Here is an 18,721-nt window from a genome sequence, read left to right as displayed (position 1 = left end):
AATTATTTCATTAGTCTAACTTCGTAGATCCCAGCAGTCCTGGAACCTTCTAATGCTTCAAATTTTATTTTTAGATCGGTTTGGTCTTTTTCGGTTAATTCCTTCGGAAGCTCGTACGTTTCTGTAAAGAACCTGTAGCCTTTATCGCCGTTCAGGTGCTCTTCAGCCACCAGCTGGTCATTGATCAAGATTTTGAAATGACGATCACGGTCCAATCCAAAATAGGTGATCTGAACCTGCCTGGCCTGTTTTTTATCATCCTTCAGAACATAGCTAAAATAACCTGAAGCATCGCGCCAATGCCTGTCCTGGTTCACACCAATATTGGAGTCTTCAGTTTCGATGAAGTGATCTGATTCTGGTTGCTGTTCTCCTGGGGAGACCTTATCGATCGTGAGGGCTTCCAGTTCTCTTTCCTGAATTTCCTGTTGCTTTCTTTTTTCCTCGATCGCAGCCAGCCCTTCCGGAGTTTCTACCGGGAGGTAAATCACATATCGCGAATCATGGATATTATAGAAAGGAATGAATTCCAAATCCTTAAATTTTTGCGGATACAGTAGTTCTTTCATCGAAAAACTCAGATCAGAATTGCTGTTTTTTTCTACTGCTTCTGAAATATTTTCCGGAGTTTCTGATACTAAAACCGGAGTTTCTGATAAGGGGATTTTTCTGCCCGCCGGAATATGGCCGCCTCTACTGGCATCGGCATACAGGCCCTTCAAATCTTCCTCACCAGTCTTTGCTCCGAGAACGATTGGTCCATATTCAAAAGCCTGGTAATTCGATCCATCAGGCAAAGCTTCCGTAGAAATGTGCATGGGTAATTCCACGCTCACCTCATCGCCATCTTTCCACTTCCTGTTCACTGAAATATAATTGCCTGAAACCTGGTCTATATTCCAGTTATTACCATTCACCTTTATTTGAAATCCTTCCTTATCGGTCCATTCAGGAAACCTTATCAACAGGTTCAATTTTTGGGATTTCCTGGTATGAATGGTAAAGGAAGTAGCGTCTTCCTGAGGAAATTGGGTTTTCTGAGTGAGCTTTAGACCTTTTTCTTTCCAATTTAAAACTGAAGGAATGAAAAGGTTTACATACAGGTCATTTGCTGTATGGGCGTAAATAAATTCGTTGTACTTTCCGTGGTTTTCAATTCCTGAACCCACGCAACACCAAAAACTGGTTTCCGGTTGGGAATAAACGCGGTAGTGCTCCGGCCGCATTGGCGTGAAATAAACAAAGCCACCGGTATCAGGATGTTGTGAAGACAGGATATGATTATACAGGGCCTTTTCATAATAGGCTGCATACTTCTCCTCTGGCTTACTTTGGAATAACTTTTCAGTTAATTTAAGCATATTGTAGGTGTTGCAGGTCTCTGGTCCCTGAACGTCATTGATCATTGATGTAAAATCATCAGCCGGATTGAAATGCTCCCGCACGCTATTCCCTCCTAGGGCCACGGTTCGTTCGTTCACCACATTCTCCCAAAAATATTCCGCAGCAGTGTGGTAATCTTCATTGGCATCCAGGTGATAAATCGTTTCATAGCCTATAACTTTTGGAATCTGCGTATTTGCATGCATCCCGTTCAGGATATCCTCCTGTTTTTCCAAAGGCTTCAGCACTGCTTCCTGTGTAAATTTATAAGCCAGATCCAGATACTTCTGGTCGCCGGTTATTTCCGCAACGTCGGCAAAAACTTCATTTAATCCGCCGTGTTCCGATCGCAACATATCCTGAATCTGGTCTTTGGAAAGCTCCCTTGTGGTATTCCACATCCAGTCAGTAAATTGTATCAGCATTTCTTTTGCGGATTCCTGACCGGCAATCAGATATGCATCCCTTAAACCGGAATAGGTTTTATGGATGTTGTATAGAGGCACCCAGCGGTCGTTCAGGCTGAAACTCCCGGCTTTTATTTCTCCACTAGCAATTTCGTCCCAAAGTTTTTTACTGCCTGGAACCCCACCAATATACCCATTCCCATTGGCCTTTTGAACGCGCTCCAATTCCTGAAGCATATACTCCAAGCGTTCCAGCGCAGCCTCATCACCCGCAGAAGCATACATTTGGGAAAGCGCTGTGAGATAATGGCCCGCAATATGGCCATCCAGCCCTGTGTTTTCCCAGTTCGGGTAATTCTCAGCCTTCGGTTCCAAACCTGCTTCTTTCAGAAATGGAGCCAGCAACCTGTCTGCATCCAGTTCCATGATATAATCCAGGTCTGTCATCATTGCATCGCGAAAAGGCCCGGATGTTAATTGAACATCCTGAAGTTTAAACAGCTGTATCTTTTCCTGCTGGCTATGAGCTACTCCCAAACTTAAGCCCATGGTCATCAATAATACACTGAGATTTCTATATATTTTCTTCTTCATAGTCTGCATTTTAAATCCTCGCCTTCTAAGGCGAAATTTCACTGAGAGTTCTTATTTTTCTCCAAATACGATCACGGAAAAGGGTGGTACTTCCACATCCAGTTTTCCCTTTTTCATTTTAAAATCTTTGAATGGCACTGGCTTGATACTTTCCGGATCTTCAAAGGAGTTATAATCCTGTACATTTTTTGAAGTCAGTATCCTGGCTGATAAATCAGATAAAGTCATTTCCGAAAGGTCTATACTAACTTCATGTGCATTTTCAGAGTCGATATTGACCAGGGAAATATGCACTTTCCCATCTTTTGCTTTGGATGCTGATGCTGAAATAGCAGGCAATTCTTCTCCATCCATTACATAGTTTTCACCCTCCAGATTTAGTGGAATCAAAGTGGCATCCTGGTGCACTTTATACATTTGCATTACCCAGTAGGTTGGAGTGAGAAGCATCTTTTCCCCATCAGTAAGAATTACAGCCTGTAATACGTTTACTGCCTGCGCCAGGTTGGCCATTTTGACCCTACGGGCGTGATTGTTAAAAATATTCAGCGTAGTTCCTGCAATCATGGCATCTCTCATGGTATTCTGCTGATAAAGAAAACCTGGATTAGTGCCTTCTTCTACATCATACCATCCTCCCCATTCATCTACAATCAATGCTACTTTATTTTCTGGATCATATTTATCCATGATCGCTGAATGCCTGGTAACAAGTTCTTCCATATGCAATGCCCGTTGCATGGTCTGGAAATACTGTTTTTTGGTAAATCCGGTTGCGGAGCCTTTGTTGCTCCAGTCAATAACCGAATAGGAATGTAGGGCAACGCCTTCCAAAAGGTTTGTTGGGATGTCTCTCATCAAGACTTCAGTCCAGTGATAATCACCAGCATTTGCTCCGGAGGCAATTCTGTATAAACCTGTACCATTATTCCAATCGGTCATAAAAGTTGCGTATTTTTTATACACATTGGCATAGTATTCTGCCGTCATATGACCGCCACAACCCCAAGCTTCATTACCTACACCCCAATAGGTTACTTTCCAGGGTTCTTTTCTGCCGTTTTCCTGCCGTAATTTTGACATTGGGCTTACCCCGGCATGGTTCACATATTGCACCCAATCTGCCAGTTCTTTCACCGTTCCACTACCTACATTTGCTGCCAGGTAAGGCTCTGTTTCCAATTCTTCGCACAGATCGAGGAAATTATGCGTTCCAAAACTATTATCTTCGGTAACACCGCCCCACCACTGGTTTACAATTGTAGGCCTATCTTCTTTAGGGCCAATTCCATCTTTCCAATGATAGGTATCAGCGAAACAGCCTCCAGGCCAACGAAGAACCGGGATATCCAGGTCTTTCAAAGCCTTGATAATATCATTACGAACACCTTTGGTGTTGGGAATGGAACTGTCTTCTCCCACATACAATCCATCATAGATCAGTCTTCCCAAATGCTCGGCGAAATGACCATATATATTCTTATTGATAATGGGAGCACTATCTGTGGGTTTCAAAGTAATTGTGGAAACTTCCTGGGCCATTAACCCGTTTCCCGCAATACATGCAGTGGCAACTAAAAAATTGAGTAAAATCTTCTTCATCCTTATTTTTATTAAATCCTGATGGCCTTTCGGCCATCAGGATAATCAGCTAAAACAATTATATATTAATAACCCGGGTTCTGCGTAAGATTAGGGTTGTTGTTCAATGCCTGTTGTGGGATTGGATACAAGGCCCTGAAATCACCATCCGGAGAATGGGAAAACCAGGATTTTTCAGTAAAGATCCCAAAACGGATCATGTCCTGGCGCCTATGCCCTTCCTGATTAAATTCCCAGGCTAATTCATCTAAAAACCTACCGTACATGATGTCATCTCCTCCTTCTTCTGTAGTAGCATCTTCATTGCGAAGACCATAGTCATAAACGCTACCAGACTCCAGTTCACTCCCTGTCACTGTTGCTTTTTCGGGGTTCGATTTAAAAGCTCTATCACGTACTTCTGTAACAATAGTAGAATTAAAAGGACACATTAATATATTTCTTATAGTTATTAAAATTCATTAATTCTTAATAACTGGAGATTATCGTTATTTTTCGATACTACTATAATTTTTTGATCACCCACAGTCACTATTTCAGCATCTCTAATATCTCCTTCTATGAATACTCCTAATTCCGCGTGATCCAGTACGGTATATCCTCCATGACTATCTCCTAAGAGAATAGTACCTTTTCCGGAATCACTGGGCCCATATTCCACTTTCATAGGATAAAAATTACCCGTTAGTAATACATCTGAAATTCCATCTTGATTAAAATCATATTGATTGATACCCTGTATAGCCGAAAATTGAGCCGCCTCCGGAAGATTTTTAATAACGTATTTGCCACCAATATTGTCCAAATACGCACTATTTAAATTGGTAACCTTTAAATGTTTTGCTTTGTTTAATTTTTCCACATCGAAAACTTCTTCCAATGTAGCTTTGGCATATTGGTCATATTTCAAAAATTTCTTTTTGATATAAGGGAATGCATCATGTAATTCATCCAAAGTCGCAATAGGGTATCTTTTCCCCTGAATATAGCTGCTCAATACGGGGGATTCTACTCCATCTCCTCTGAAATCCCCTATGAATGCCTCAAGTGGTTCATCTTTATTAACCTGAAACGGAAAATTATTTCCCACATTTCCGACCATTAGGTCCAAATCGCCATCATTATCGCGATCATAAGCGATAATCTTTTGCCACAAACCAAAACTTTCTGATAAACCATATTCGGCTGTCCTTTCTACCAATTTGGTATTTACATTGATGAAAATTCTAATTGGCATCCATTCTCCACAAAGCACCAGATCAAGCTGGTTATCTTTATTAATATCTATCCATAAAGCATCGGTAACCAGTCCCGGATTTCGCAATTCATCGTTAACTTCTTTTGTGACAATTTTAAACCTTGCTTGTCCGTTTATACTCTCATTTTGCAATATCCCTCCCAGTTCTGATCCAGGATATGTTGCAGCGTTACTACCTCCACCTACGAAAAGATCCTGGTCTCCATCTCCATCATAGTCCCCGGCGATTACTAAACTACCATTCGCATAAGCTTCCGGTAAAGCTTCTTGGGTAACATCTGAAAAATTTCCATGTCCATCATTTATATAGATTCGATCTCTTAGGAGAGAAATGTCTTCCTGAGCCTGACTCCCTCCACTAACCACATATAAGTCCATATCCCCATCTCCATCTGCATCAAAAAAAGTTGATCCTGTTGATTCATATTTTTTTGTTTTTTCCCAAAAACTCCTATTTACTTCTTCAAACCTTCCTTCTTTTGTACCTAGAAATAAAGCATCCGCCTGGCCAAAAGCGCCACCTATAAAAACGTCATCCAAACCATCATTATTGGCATCGCCAACCGAAATCTTTGGCCCAGATTTAGAGGTTTCTTTAAGTGCCAAACGGTTTACCTTAAAATCAATATATCTATTTTCCTCATGTTTATATGGAAAATATCCCTTATCAATTTCAGTTAAAAGCTTTTTATCACCACTTTCACTTTTTTCAGGTTCATTATTCTTTGCCTCCTGCACGTTCAACTCTAATAATTGATTTGGTTTAATCCCCTTTAAAATAGTTAGCTTGTTGTTTGGCCATACAACTTTCACATTTATATTATTAGCGGAATGTCCCAGGCCAAAAAATAAAATCGGATCTACAGAAGATTGATATCCTCGAACATTATAATTTTCTTGATACTGCTCTAATGAATCTGTTGTAACCCAAACTTTCGCTCCAATAGCCTGGGTATTCTTATGACTACCTTTTAATCTGATTTTAAGATAATCAGTTTCTTTCCCGCTGTTATTCCGATAAATACCAGCTAATTCATTCGTATTAGACACCACTAAATCTAAATCTCCATCACCATCCAGATCAGCATAGGCTGCACCTGTAGATACAGTTGGATTATCAAGTCCCCAATCTTCACTCACATTTTCGAACTTAAGACCATTTGTATTTCTGTACATATAATTCGAGATTTTTGTAGATGGCATTTTTCTTACGAGGTCATAAATCACGTCTGCATACTTTTCCTTTCCCTTTTTTCCAAATAACTCACCTCCTTTTTTCCTAACTTTTGCTATGGCTTCATTTACCTCAAATTTCATAAAGTCTTTATTCGTATAATCTCTTAAGTATCCATTTGTGATATAGACATCTTTTAGACCATCTCCGTCAAAATCCGCAATTAAGGGTGCCCAACTCCAATCTGTATTAGATATGCCAGCAAGCTGCCCCACTTCACTAAACTTTGGGATCGAGTTTTTGTCCATACCCATGTTTAATTGAAACATATTTCGCATCTGCTGCTTATGATACCCACTGTCTATTGCCAGATGATAGCGATCATACTCATCAGATCCTTTTAAAATTTTTTGCCGATAATTATCTTCTGGCAACATATCCAAAGTGAGGATATCTATATGCCCATCATTATTAATATCTGCGGCATTATTTCCCATTGAAAATTGCGAAATATGACCGAACGAACTTTTCGAGACCTCATTAAAAGTTTTATCTCCATTATTCAAATAGAAAAAATCCTGTTCTACATAGTCATTCGATACATAAATATCTGGTAACCCATCTTCATTTATATCACTAATGATGACCCCTAACCCAAAGTTAAGACCACTGCCATGAATTCCCGCCTTGACACTCACATCCTGAAATTTACCATCCTTATTTTCGTAAAGCCTATTTCCGTATAAAGGATGTCTTGAATTCCTTAGCTTGGTACTATTATAAAAAGGGGAATAATAATCTTTCGAGTGATTAAGTAAAAACATATCTAAATCCCCATCTAAATCATAATCAAGAAAGACCGATTGTGTACTGTAGCTTCCCTCGGCCTCCAGTCCAAATTCTTTTGCTTTATTCTTAAAAGTTGGAATACCATCCGCACCATTTCCTTGATTGATATAGAGTTCATTGGAACGTTCTATATTATTACCTAAACCGGAATAGCAAACATAAATATCCAAAAGACCATCACCATTTACATCTGCGACAGCCACTCCTGTTTTCCAGCCGTGCTTGCCTGCGGTATGTGATACCGATGTAATGTCCTGAAAATGAAAATTGCCTTTATTGAGATATAGTTTGTTATCCTTAATATTAGCAGAGAAATAAATATCTTGAAGTCCGTCGCCATTGAAATCTCCAATGCCAACCCCCCCCCCATTATACATATATTCATACTGCATCACATTTAGCTCCTTTGTCTCCTCTATTTCATTCATAAAATTGACCCCAGTTTCACTTGCATCTAGCAATTCAAATAATTTGGGTTCATGCATTTTATCGGCTTCATGTTTTTTATTACATGCAACCAAACTGAATAGCGAAATCACGATGATCAAAACTCTTTTAAAGAAGAAATCCATTGCCTAAAAAGTAAAGTAGTTTCCGTTGTATGGGAAAAAGTTTATTAAAAAAGGGTTGTGGCATTTTTGCAAATCCTACAACCCTTTTAATTTCAAACTAATATAGAAATTAGAATTACCATCCTAAAATCTGTGTTGCAGCAGGATTTTTATCAATTTCATCCTGAGGTATTGGTAACACATACATTTTCTCTGGGAAAGGCCTCTCTTCAACTTCAATACGATTATACTCAAAAGTCCCATCTCCATTAGGAGTCAGTTGGATACCATATACAGGTCCATTTAGAACATTTGGAGCAATCTCCCATCTTCTAATATCGAAGAACCTGTGCTCTTCAAATGCCAACTCAATTCTTCTTTCATTTCTAATCTTTTCTCTCATCTGGTCTTGTGAAAGTCCAGACTGAAGTTCTGGCATACCTGCCCTACCACGAATTTGATTAATTGCGCTATACACAGTGGCATCTGGTCCCACTGCTTCATTTTGAGCTTCCGCATAATTAAGAAGCACTTCAGCATACCTCATAAAAATCCAATCCTGATCACTGGATTGCGAATAGATTACAAGGTCTTCATTATGAAATTTTCTCAGGAAATATCCTGTATTAATAAATTGAATATCCCTGCCTCCTACAAATAGTTCAACCTCACGACCTCTGAACATTGCACCATTATGAACAACTGTTGCCTCGAAACGAGGATCTAGATTATCCCAAGGTTTTTCTGAGTCATACAGAGGAGATTCATCCTGTGGCAACCCGTCTACCATGTCATATGAGTCCACAAAATTTTGAGTTGGAAGATTTCCTCCCCAGCCGCCGTCACTTACACCTCTATACGATGGAGGCGTATTATAAACATCCCAACCAGCATTCTGGGTTCCTCCTGCGTTAGTTTGATGATGTTTGTCTGGGTATAAAAATTTCTTGGCAAAGATTATCTCTTCGTTGTTCTTTGTTAGAAACAAGGTTTTGTAATCTGGAAATAGTGAATAATTAGCATTAGTGATAATCTGATTAGAAGCACTAGCAGATTCCGCCCACTTTTCCGCGTACATCAAAACTCTGCCTTTAAAGGCTATTGCGGCACCAGAAGTTGCCCTGCCTTCTTCTATTCCTCCTTTAGCGGGTAATAAACTTGCTGCGGTATCCAAATCACTTATAATCTGGCTTACCACCTCGGAATAGGTCGCTCGAGGAATAGCCAAATCATCATCCAGGCTTAAACTTGTAGTTACCAACGGAACTCCAGTTGCTTCACCTCCAGATGAACGATAACCAAACAACCTTAAAAGCTTGTGGTACATAAAACCTCTTAAAAAGTAAACTTCTCCTTTCAGTCTTGTTCTTAGCTCTTCATCCTCAAGCCTATCCAAATTCTCTAAAGCGACATTCGCCTTTCGTATCAAATTATAATAGTTACTCCACATATTTCCCCATGGAACATAGGTTGGCAAAAATTCTGCGTTTTGAAGTAAGGTTGAATGCGTCCATCCCATTGATACATCACCATCATCTGATGCTCCATCAAACAAATACAGGCCTTTGGCCCAGCCATCATACCATCGATCGAAACCAGATGGCATTTCACCATAAATTGCATTCACAAATTGAGTTGCACCTTGTGGATCGGACCAAACGGTTTCTTCCGTTAGGGAATCTTTGGGAACCTGATCCAGAAAATCTTTCTGACAACTCAGCAAAGTAAGCACGCAAAACACTGTGCCAAATATTTTCCTAAGACTAGAAATTCTATTATTCATATTTCAGTATTTTAAAAAGTTAAATTTACTCCAACATTCCAAAGCCTCAATTGAGGGTACCCCCAGCCTCGGCCATCACCGTTTTCTGGGTCATAACCTTCAATTCCTGTCCAGGTATAAATGTTGTTACCATTAACATATATTCTTGCCGACTGTAAAAAATTATCTCCAATTTTATCAACCGGCAGATTATAAGCTAACTCTAAATTTTTAAGTCGAACATAGGAAGCGTCCTGAAGCCAAAAATCTGAACCAGCCTGATTGCTATTGGAATCTATAAGTACACGAGGTTCACTGGCATCAGGATTGTCTGGCGTCCACCTGTCTAGATTATGTTCAAATGCCGGGCTTGTTCCTAAGAAGAATGGCCAATAAGCCTCTCCCCCGTAATATTGATTCACGTTAGTCGCACCTTGAAAAAGATACGAAAGTTGAAAGTTTTTATAAGTAAAATTCCCGTTGAGACCAAAAATAATTTCTGGAGTGTTAGAAGTCCCAATAAAAGTTCTATCTAGATCGTCAATAACACCATCATTGTTCAAATCGGCATATCGTATATCTCCGGGCGCTATATTGCCGGTTTGTGTAGCAGCATTATCAATTTCTTCCTGAGTTTGGAAAAGCCCTAAAGACACATATCCATATTGACCATATAAAGGACGGCCGGTTTGTCTAATTCTTGGATTCGACGTTTCAGGTTCATCAATAAATACAATCTCATTTCTAGCGTAGGTGAAATTGGCGTTCACCGTATATTTAAAGTCGTCATTAATTCTGTTTTGATGTCCAAGGACTGCTTCAAATCCTTTATTATCAATTCTGGAAAGATTTTCAACCGGAAGACCTACTCCTAACAAACTTGGAACAGTTAAATTCCTGCTTCCTAAAATATCAGTACGTTTGTCATAGAAGTAATCAAGACTTACCGATAGCATTCTATTCCAGAAATTTGCATCTACTCCAACATTAAACTTTTTCACAGTTTCCCAGGTGACATTTGGATTCGCCAAATTCCCTTCTACTATGGCTGGTTGAACATCCCCATTTCCGAAGACAGCATTACCAGACTGATTGAATGATTGAAGGTATAGGAACCTGGCCCCTCCAATACGGTCATTTCCTAAAACACCATAAGATGCTCTTAATTTTAGGAAATCAATCACTTCTGAATCCTCCAAAAAGGATTCTTTTGAGATAACATACCCTGCAGATCCCGAAGGGAAAAAGCCCCAACGCTGACCCGGTGCAAATTGCTCAGAAGCATCTGCGCGAAAACTTCCTTCCAAGATATATTTGTCATCAAAGGTATAGTTTAATCTTCCTACAACACCTCTTCTGGCACTCCTGCCAGAATAACCACTGTTAGTTCTGTTTGCAGCACCTCCAAAATTCAATTCATCAATGGCAAGGGTAAATTGATCTCTGTAAGCCGACATAAATTTCCATTTCTCTTCGGTTTGAGTGTAAAGCACAAGTGCTGAGATATCTGATTTACCAAATTCTTTATCGAAATTCAAGTGCGTTTCCAATGTAATTGACTGATAATCATTATGATCCTGATATAATTCTGTTTTTCCTATTGGTCCTTCGGTAAAAGTTCCATCGCTATTTCGACTATAGTTCGGAATTTGCGGGAATAGGAAATTCTTTTGATCCTGAAATGTTTTGTCATATGAGGCGATAGCCTTCAGCGTTAAACCATCTACAGGAAGCTGTTGAAGAAGTTGCATTCTACTTTTAAATGCCATGATTGCCCTATTTCTATAACCATTCTCTGGTAATGCTAGATATGCCGGACCACCGGAATAGGTGCCATTTGACCATATAGCGGGAATCTTATTGGGTCTTTCACTGGACAACCAACGAAAAAGTTCTGGAGCTGCTACGTTATTGGTTCTGTCGTCTCGACCAGAAAGATCAAAAGAGAGTTTTGTGGTCTTCGTTACGTTGGCATCAATATTAGATCTGAAATTGTACCGCTTAAAATTATTGGAAGGAACAATACCATCTTGATTTAAGAAACTTAGGGAAGTGGCATACTGAACTTTTTCTGAACCTCCATTGGCAGAAATACTATATTCCTGCATAGCTGCAGTACTTTTCAAAAAGTCGAACCAATTTACATCAGGGTGCGTATCAGGACTTGATCCAGACAGATATTTATCTAAATCTTCCTGTGTATAAAAGGGTTCATCTCCCTGGTTTACTAAAGCTTCATTGTATAATTTTGCATATTCATAAGATCCCAAATATTTAGGTTCATTGGTTCTTTCCTGAATTCCCAAATTAGTTGTAAAGCTAATTTGCATTCTTCCTTCCTTACCCCGTTTAGTTGTTACCAGTATCACGCCGTTTCCTCCACGAACTCCAAATACTGCTGCACTAGCTGCGTCTTTCAACACTGAAACTGATTCTACTTCGTTCGCATTAAGTTGCTCAAAATCACGATATCCTCTAATTATACCGTCTATCACAAATATTGGAGAGGCATTTCCAGTGGTTCCGATACCTCTAATATAAATATTAGAGTAGTCGTCACCTGGTGAACCAGACCTTTGAGTTGCAATAATTCCTGAAGTTTGACCAACCAATGCACTGGTCATGTTTGGAGCCGGGTTTTTCTCCATTTCTGTAGCTTCAATCTGCGATACAGCCCCAGGAATATTACTTCGTTTTTGTTCACCATACCCCACCACGACAACTTCATCGAGCTGGCCCATATCTTCTTCCATTGTGGCGTTTACAGAATTTTGCCCATCAATGGCAATTTCCTGTGACTTAAATCCAACAAATGAAAAAACTAAAATAGCATCGTTCTCAGAGACGGTAAGTTCATAATTTCCATCAAAATCGGTAACTGTACCATTCTGAGTACCTTTTACCATTACGGTTACTCCAGGAAGTGGCATTTGATCATTTTCGGAAACCACAGTTCCAGTAATGGTCTGCTGAATATCCTTCAATGAAGAATTTGGCTTGGCGGAAATGGGAAACCATGAAAGTGCGATAATTAAAAAAGGTAGAATGGTTTTCCTCTTTTTTAATTTAGTAAGAATAAATCCCCCCATAAATTTGGTTTTAGTTAGTAGTTAGTTTTTAAAAATTTAAAAATATTTAACACTTGATCGCTTATCTCATGATTAAACTCTCCACTATTTTAAACTTGAAAATAGAGTGAACAGGAATCAATTTTGATAATTATTATAAGTGTTAATCAAACAATTAAAAATCGAATATATAAAAAATTCTTAATTCTAACAGATTATTTTGGGCTTTTACAGGTTTTTTTATTTAAAATTTTCAAAATGACAATTCAATTACTAAATTAAAAACAATTATTTAAATGTATAATTCACATTAATAATTACCTCAAATGAGAAAACTTTACAGCTATTGGAAATACCTTCTAACTTTAAATGTTATAATATTCTTAAATCTAAAATTGCGAGCTCAAAGCAATCTTATCTCGGAAATAGAAATTAACGATTCCGTGATTTACCAAACTATTGATAATTTTGGTGCTTCAGATGCATGGTCTATTCAGTATGTTGGACTATGGCCTAATGCCAAAAAACAACAAATTGCAAAATTGCTTTTTAGCAAAGATTTTGATGATACTGGCAAAGCGCTTGGGATAGGTTTATCTCTATGGCGCATAAATTTAGGGGGAGGAAGTTTTGAACAAGGTGACAATAGTCATATCCAAGATGAATGGCATCGTGGTAGATCCTTTTTAAAATTAGATGGCACTCACGACTGGAGTGCTCTGAGAGGGCAGATCTGGATGGCCAGTGCTGCTAAAAGTTTCCACGTGAAAGATTTACTTCTTTTCACAAATTCCCCTCATGTAAATTTTACCCGGAATGGTATTGCACACGCTTCAAAACCGAATAGGTCGAATCTGTCAGAAACCCACTATCAAAATTTTGCACAATATCTGGCCGATGCTATTCAAGGTTTCAAATCACTTGGCTTGCAAATAACTTATCTTAGTCCATTCAATGAACCTCAATGGGACTGGATTGATTCCAAACAGGAAGGAACATCCTACAAAAACCAGGAAATTGCAAAGATTACGAGAAAAATTAATGACGAATTTGAAGATCGTAATATATCAACGCTTATTGACATTCCGGAAGCGGCTCAGCTAAATTTTCTCTACCAGAGCTCACAAAAAAAACCAGCTAATCAAATTTTTAGTTTTTTTAATGAGAACTCTGACTACTATTTAGGCGATCTTGAAAATATCAGCCACAAGGTTTCTGGTCATAGTTATTTTACAACTTCTCCTGCTATCAAACTTTTGGGAACGCGCCAAAATTTAAAGGATACTCTTGATAACTATCCCGATTTAAAGTTTTGGATGTCTGAGTATTGTATTTTGGGAGATAATTATGGTGAAATAATTGGTAACGGCCGAGATCTGGGCATCGAACCAGCGCTATATATGGCAAAGGTTATTCATAACGACCTTACCGTTGCGAATGCTTCAGCATGGCATTGGTGGCTCGCTGTATCGCCTTATGATTATAAAGATGGTCTTATTTATATTGATAAAAATAAAACAGACGGTAAATTTTACGAGAGTAAATTACTATGGACACTGGGAAATTTTAGTAGGTTTATACGACCGGGATATTATAGAATTCAGGTAAAAAGCAATGATGAAAACTTATTAGTATCAGGTTATTCTAACGGCGCAGAAAAGGTTATCGTAGTAATAAATTCAGAAAGCCAAACCCAAAAATTACGATTTTTAAATATGTCGCCCAATTTTCAACCTAAGACATATATTACTTCTACTTCTAGCAACCTTAGCTTGCATGATATACAAGAAAAAGACTATTTCATTCTACCTGAAAGATCAATCACCACATTCTTAATTCAATAAGACTACAGTAGTTTTAAAACTAATTTTCATATATCTGTATTTAAATGTATTTTACACACCTATTAAATTCAAATATCCTAATTTTTATGTCTTTCGGATATGATTTTATAAATATCACAAAATGAAAAAAACACTTTTAGTAGTCCTCAGCTTTTTAGGATCCCTAGCCCTTAAAGCGCAGCAATCGCCAAACGAATGGGAAGATCCATCGGTGGTGGATAGAAATAAAGAAGCGGCCCATGCCCAGTTCGTACTTTATCAAAATGCGGAAACTGCTAAAAACGGAAACAAAAAGTCCTCTTCCTATTATAAAGATTTGAATGGAACCTGGAAATTCAATATTGTAAAAAAACCTTCAGAAAGACCGGAAGATTTTTACAAAACCGATCTGGATGACAGTAATTGGAGCGACATTAAGGTGCCTTCAAACTGGGAAACAGAAGGTTTCGACATACCAATTTATACGAATGTCACCTACCCTTTTGAAAAAAATCCTCCTTTTATCCAGGAAGGTTACAACCCGGTTGGGAGCTATCGCAGAACTTTTAGTGTTCCTGAAAACTGGGACGACAAAGAAATTATCCTTCACTTTGGTTCGATTTCCGGATACGCGAGAATCTTTGTAAACGGAAAGGAAGCAGGTATGACAAAAGCTTCCAAAACTCAGGCAGAATTTGACATTACTTCCCTACTCCAAAAGGGTGAAAATCTGCTGGCAGTCCAGGTTTTTAGATGGCATGATGGAAGTTATTTAGAAGATCAAGATTTCTGGAGATTAAGCGGGATTGAGCGCGATGTGTACCTCCAGGCGATGCCAAAAACAACAATTTGGGATTATTTCATCAAAAGCGGACTGACCAATAATTATCAGGATGGTGACCTGAACTTATCAGTAGATCTTAGAAAGTTTGAAGATTCAAAGATCAAGAAACCTTCAGTAAAAGTAGAATTGTTCTCACCTAGTGGTGAAAGCATTTATTCCGAAGAAAAAGAAAAAATTGATCCTTCGCAGTCAATCAAATTTCAGAAGCAGCTGGCAGGGATCAAAAGATGGAGCTCAGAAGATCCGAATCTCTATTCTTATACCATAACTATTTCTGATAAGAAAGGAAACGAACTTGCCGCGCTTTCTGGCAAAACAGGCTTTAGAGATGTACTTATCGAAAATTCACAGTTAAAGGTGAATGGTAAGCCTGTAACGGTACACGGGGTAAACCTACACGAACACCACGGCACCAAAGGGCATGTACCAGATCGTGAGACGATGATCAAGGATATCCAGATCATGAAACAGAATAATATCAATGCGATAAGAATGAGTCATTATCCACACGGAATCGAGCTTTACGAGCTTGCCGATAAATATGGAATGTATGTGGTGGATGAAGCGAATATCGAAACGCACGCTATGGGCGCGGAATTACAAGGTAATTTTGACAAATCCAAACATCCTGCTTACCTGAAAGAATGGGCCCCTGCTCATCGAGATCGCATAAAAAGAATGCTGGAAAGGGACAAAAACCATACTTCAATCATTCTTTGGTCAATGGGTAATGAGTGCGGAAATGGACCCGTTTTTCACGAGATGTACGACTGGATCAAAGAACGTGATACCACTCGCTACGTTAGCTTTGAACAGGCGGGACAGGATATCGATACGGATATTGTAGCGCCAATGTATCCTCCTATCTCTTATATGAAGGAATACGCAAATGATGATTCTCAAAAACGCCCTTTTATAATGTGTGAATATTCACATGCCATGGGGAACAGTAGTGGTAATTTCCAGGAATACTGGGATATCATTCACAACAGCGACCACATGCAGGGTGGATTCATTTGGGACTGGGTAGACCAGGGATTAAAAGCGGAAACCAAAGACGGTAAAATGTTTTGGGCTTATGGAGGAGATCTTGGAGGAGAAAATCTTCAAAATGACCAGAATTTCAACGCGAACGGACTTGTTGATGCGGCCAGAAAACCTCATCCAGCTCTTTACGAAGTGAAAAAAGTATATCAGAATATCGATTTTAAACTTAAGGATTCGAAATTGACAATTAAGAATCGTTTTAATTTCACCGATCTGGACAAATATCAATTCAAATGGTTGTTGTTTGCTGACGGAAAAAAAGTAGATGAGCAAGATTTTAAAGTTTCAGTAGCGCCTAAAGAAGAAAAATCCATTCAGCTAGAATTACCAGAAATGCAAAATGCCGAATACTTTCTGAATGTTTACGCACTTACAAAAACTGCTTCTGATCTAGTTCCTGCCAATCATGAGATCGCGAGAGAACAGTTTCATATTGGAGACCTGGACTTTTTTGCAATTTCGGAAGATGTGGAAGGCCAACTTCAGTTTAAAAATACCAAAGACAGTATTACTTTCTCAGCTGCCAATGTGGAAGGTGTCTTTAACCTGAAAACGGGAACCCTTACCTCCTATCACTTAAAAGGAAAAGAAAACGTGGTTGCTCATTATCCGGAACCCTACTTCTGGAGAGCTCCCACAGATAATGATTTTGGTAACCACATGCCTCGGGATCTGGCATTCTGGAAAGATGCTACTAAGAATAAAAGGGCAGAAAAAGTAACAGTTGGTAAAGAAACTGCGGAAGGTCTTCCGATAACTGTTTCTTACAAATTATCTGATACTATAGCAGTGCCTTATGAAGTTGAATACCTTATCCAGCCAAACGGAAAGATCAAAATTTCTGCAAACATTGACATGACCGGAAAAGATCTCCCGGAATTGCCAAGATTTGGAATGCGCATGCAACTTCCAGAAGAGTTTGAAAACCTAAAATATTATGGCCGCGGACCATGGGAAAATTTTTCCGATAGAAAAAGTGCTTCTTTTATTGGAATTTATGAGGACAAGGTGGACAACCAATATACCTGGACGTACATTCGCCCCCAGGAATCCGGCTATAGAACTGATGTTCGCTGGTTCGAGCTTTCAAATGGCAATGAAACGATCCAGATAAAAGGTTCACAACCAATCGGTTTTAGCGCGATGAACATTTCCACGGAACAACTTGATCCTGGAATGAATAAAGCCCAAAGACACCCTACAGATTTGGAACCTCAGGATACCGTTTTTCTTCACATCGATCTAAAACAACGCGGTTTGGGTGGTGATAACAGCTGGGGAATGCTCCCACACGATCAGTATCGCCTGCTGGACGATCAGTATGAATATAATTATACGCTGTCATTAAAAGACTAATATCATGAAAACTGTAAAATGCTTTTTTATATTTCTGGTAATAGGTCCCACCCTTGCTTTTGCCCAAAAACAAGAAGTTCGGGATAGCATTTTACTGGATTCCATCAGGCTTAGCGATCCCTTTATCCTTGCAGACAAACCCTCCAAAACCTATTATATGACTGGGACCGGGGGAAAACTCTGGAAAAGTAAAGATCTGGCTTACTGGACCGGTCCTTTTAATATTGTGGAACATGACACCGCTTCCTGGATGGGAAAAGATCCTATGATCTGGGCTGCTGAAATACATCAGTATAAGGATCAATATTATTATTTTGCGACTTTCACGAATCAGGAAGTCTTTATTGATACTGTAAAAGGAAGACCCATCAATAGAAGAGCAAGCCATGTTCTGGTAAGTGACAAGCCAGATGGCCCCTATAAACCTATGGCCGACACGACTTATCTTCCTCCTGAAAAACCAACGCTGGACGGAACATTATGGGTGAGCAATGATCATACACCATATATGATCTACTGCCATGAATGGCTTCAGAATCTTGATGGTACAATGGAGAAAATCGAGCTGAAACCCGACCTCAGCGGATCGATTGGAGAAGGAGAGATTCTCTTCAGGGCAAGTGATTCACCGTGGAGCCGTGATAAGCGTGATGGCAAGATCATGCCCAATATGGTAACAGATGGTCCTTTCGTATTTCGAACTCAAACGGGAAAACTGGGGATGCTATGGACTAGCTGGATATACGGAGATTATACGCAGGGAATTGCCTATTCTGAAAGCGGTACGATCGACGGACCGTGGATTCAAGAAAAAGAACCGATCACACCTCCAAATTACGGCCACGGAATGTTATTTAAAACATTTGACGGACAGCTGCTAATGTCTCTGCACAGTCATCGCGTAGGAGCTAATGGAAATTATATTCGGCATCCAAAATTATTTAGAGTAGACGATTCAGGGGATAAGATTATTGTAGGTAAGCCTTTCAATCCATAAGTTGAA

General features: G+C 39.2%; 9 protein-coding genes. 3 read left to right on the top strand and 6 right to left on the bottom strand.

Going from position 1 to position 18,721, the window contains the following annotated elements:
* Positions 1 to 2: 2 nt before the first annotated feature.
* From GRFL_RS11140 to GRFL_RS11115, 6 genes are all read right to left on the bottom strand, one after another.
* Positions 3 to 2,384, bottom strand: coding sequence for a glycoside hydrolase family 127 protein (locus GRFL_RS11140; protein WP_083646100.1), 2,382 nt, complete (start codon positions 2,382 to 2,384; stop codon positions 3 to 5).
* A 51-nt stretch (positions 2,385 to 2,435) separates the two neighbouring features.
* Positions 2,436 to 3,986: an alpha-N-arabinofuranosidase gene (locus GRFL_RS11135; RefSeq protein ID WP_083644689.1), complete on the bottom strand. Its 1,551-nt coding sequence runs from the start codon at positions 3,984 to 3,986 to the stop codon at positions 2,436 to 2,438.
* Positions 3,987 to 4,051: 65 nt separating this feature from the next.
* A complete protein-coding gene (locus GRFL_RS11130) occupies positions 4,052 to 4,417 on the bottom strand; it encodes a RagB/SusD family nutrient uptake outer membrane protein (protein WP_083644688.1) in 366 nt (121 codons plus the stop codon).
* A gap of 20 nt (positions 4,418 to 4,437) precedes the next feature.
* On the bottom strand, positions 4,438 to 7,839 hold the full coding sequence (locus GRFL_RS11125) for a VCBS repeat-containing protein (RefSeq protein ID WP_083644687.1): 3,402 nt from the start codon (positions 7,837 to 7,839) through the stop codon (positions 4,438 to 4,440).
* Between the two features lie 115 nt (positions 7,840 to 7,954).
* Positions 7,955 to 9,601, bottom strand: coding sequence for a RagB/SusD family nutrient uptake outer membrane protein (locus GRFL_RS11120; protein WP_083644686.1), 1,647 nt, complete (start codon positions 9,599 to 9,601; stop codon positions 7,955 to 7,957).
* Between the two features lie 11 nt (positions 9,602 to 9,612).
* The gene (locus GRFL_RS11115; protein WP_083644685.1) at positions 9,613 to 12,669 is read right to left on the bottom strand and encodes a SusC/RagA family TonB-linked outer membrane protein; all 3,057 of its coding nucleotides are present in this window, start codon (positions 12,667 to 12,669) and stop codon (positions 9,613 to 9,615) included.
* Positions 12,670 to 12,974: 305 nt separating this feature from the next.
* Between GRFL_RS11115 and GRFL_RS11110 the strand changes: the two genes are divergently transcribed.
* From GRFL_RS11110 to GRFL_RS11100, 3 genes are all read left to right on the top strand, one after another.
* Complete coding sequence (locus tag GRFL_RS11110; RefSeq protein WP_083644684.1) at positions 12,975 to 14,492, top strand: glycoside hydrolase; 1,518 nt, start codon at positions 12,975 to 12,977, stop codon at positions 14,490 to 14,492.
* A 121-nt stretch (positions 14,493 to 14,613) separates the two neighbouring features.
* Positions 14,614 to 17,718, top strand: coding sequence for a beta-galactosidase, LacZ type (gene lacZ, locus GRFL_RS11105; RefSeq protein WP_083644683.1), 3,105 nt, complete (start codon positions 14,614 to 14,616; stop codon positions 17,716 to 17,718).
* 4 nt (positions 17,719 to 17,722) lie between these two features.
* The gene (locus GRFL_RS11100) at positions 17,723 to 18,715 is read left to right on the top strand and encodes a glycoside hydrolase family 43 protein (RefSeq protein ID WP_083644682.1); all 993 of its coding nucleotides are present in this window, start codon (positions 17,723 to 17,725) and stop codon (positions 18,713 to 18,715) included.
* Positions 18,716 to 18,721: the final 6 nt, after the last annotated feature.

The sequence above is a fragment of the Christiangramia flava JLT2011 genome, assembly GCF_001951155.1.
Classification (GTDB): Bacteria; Bacteroidota; Bacteroidia; order Flavobacteriales; family Flavobacteriaceae; genus Christiangramia; species Christiangramia flava.
This window is presented reverse-complemented; position numbering and strand designations above follow the sequence as displayed.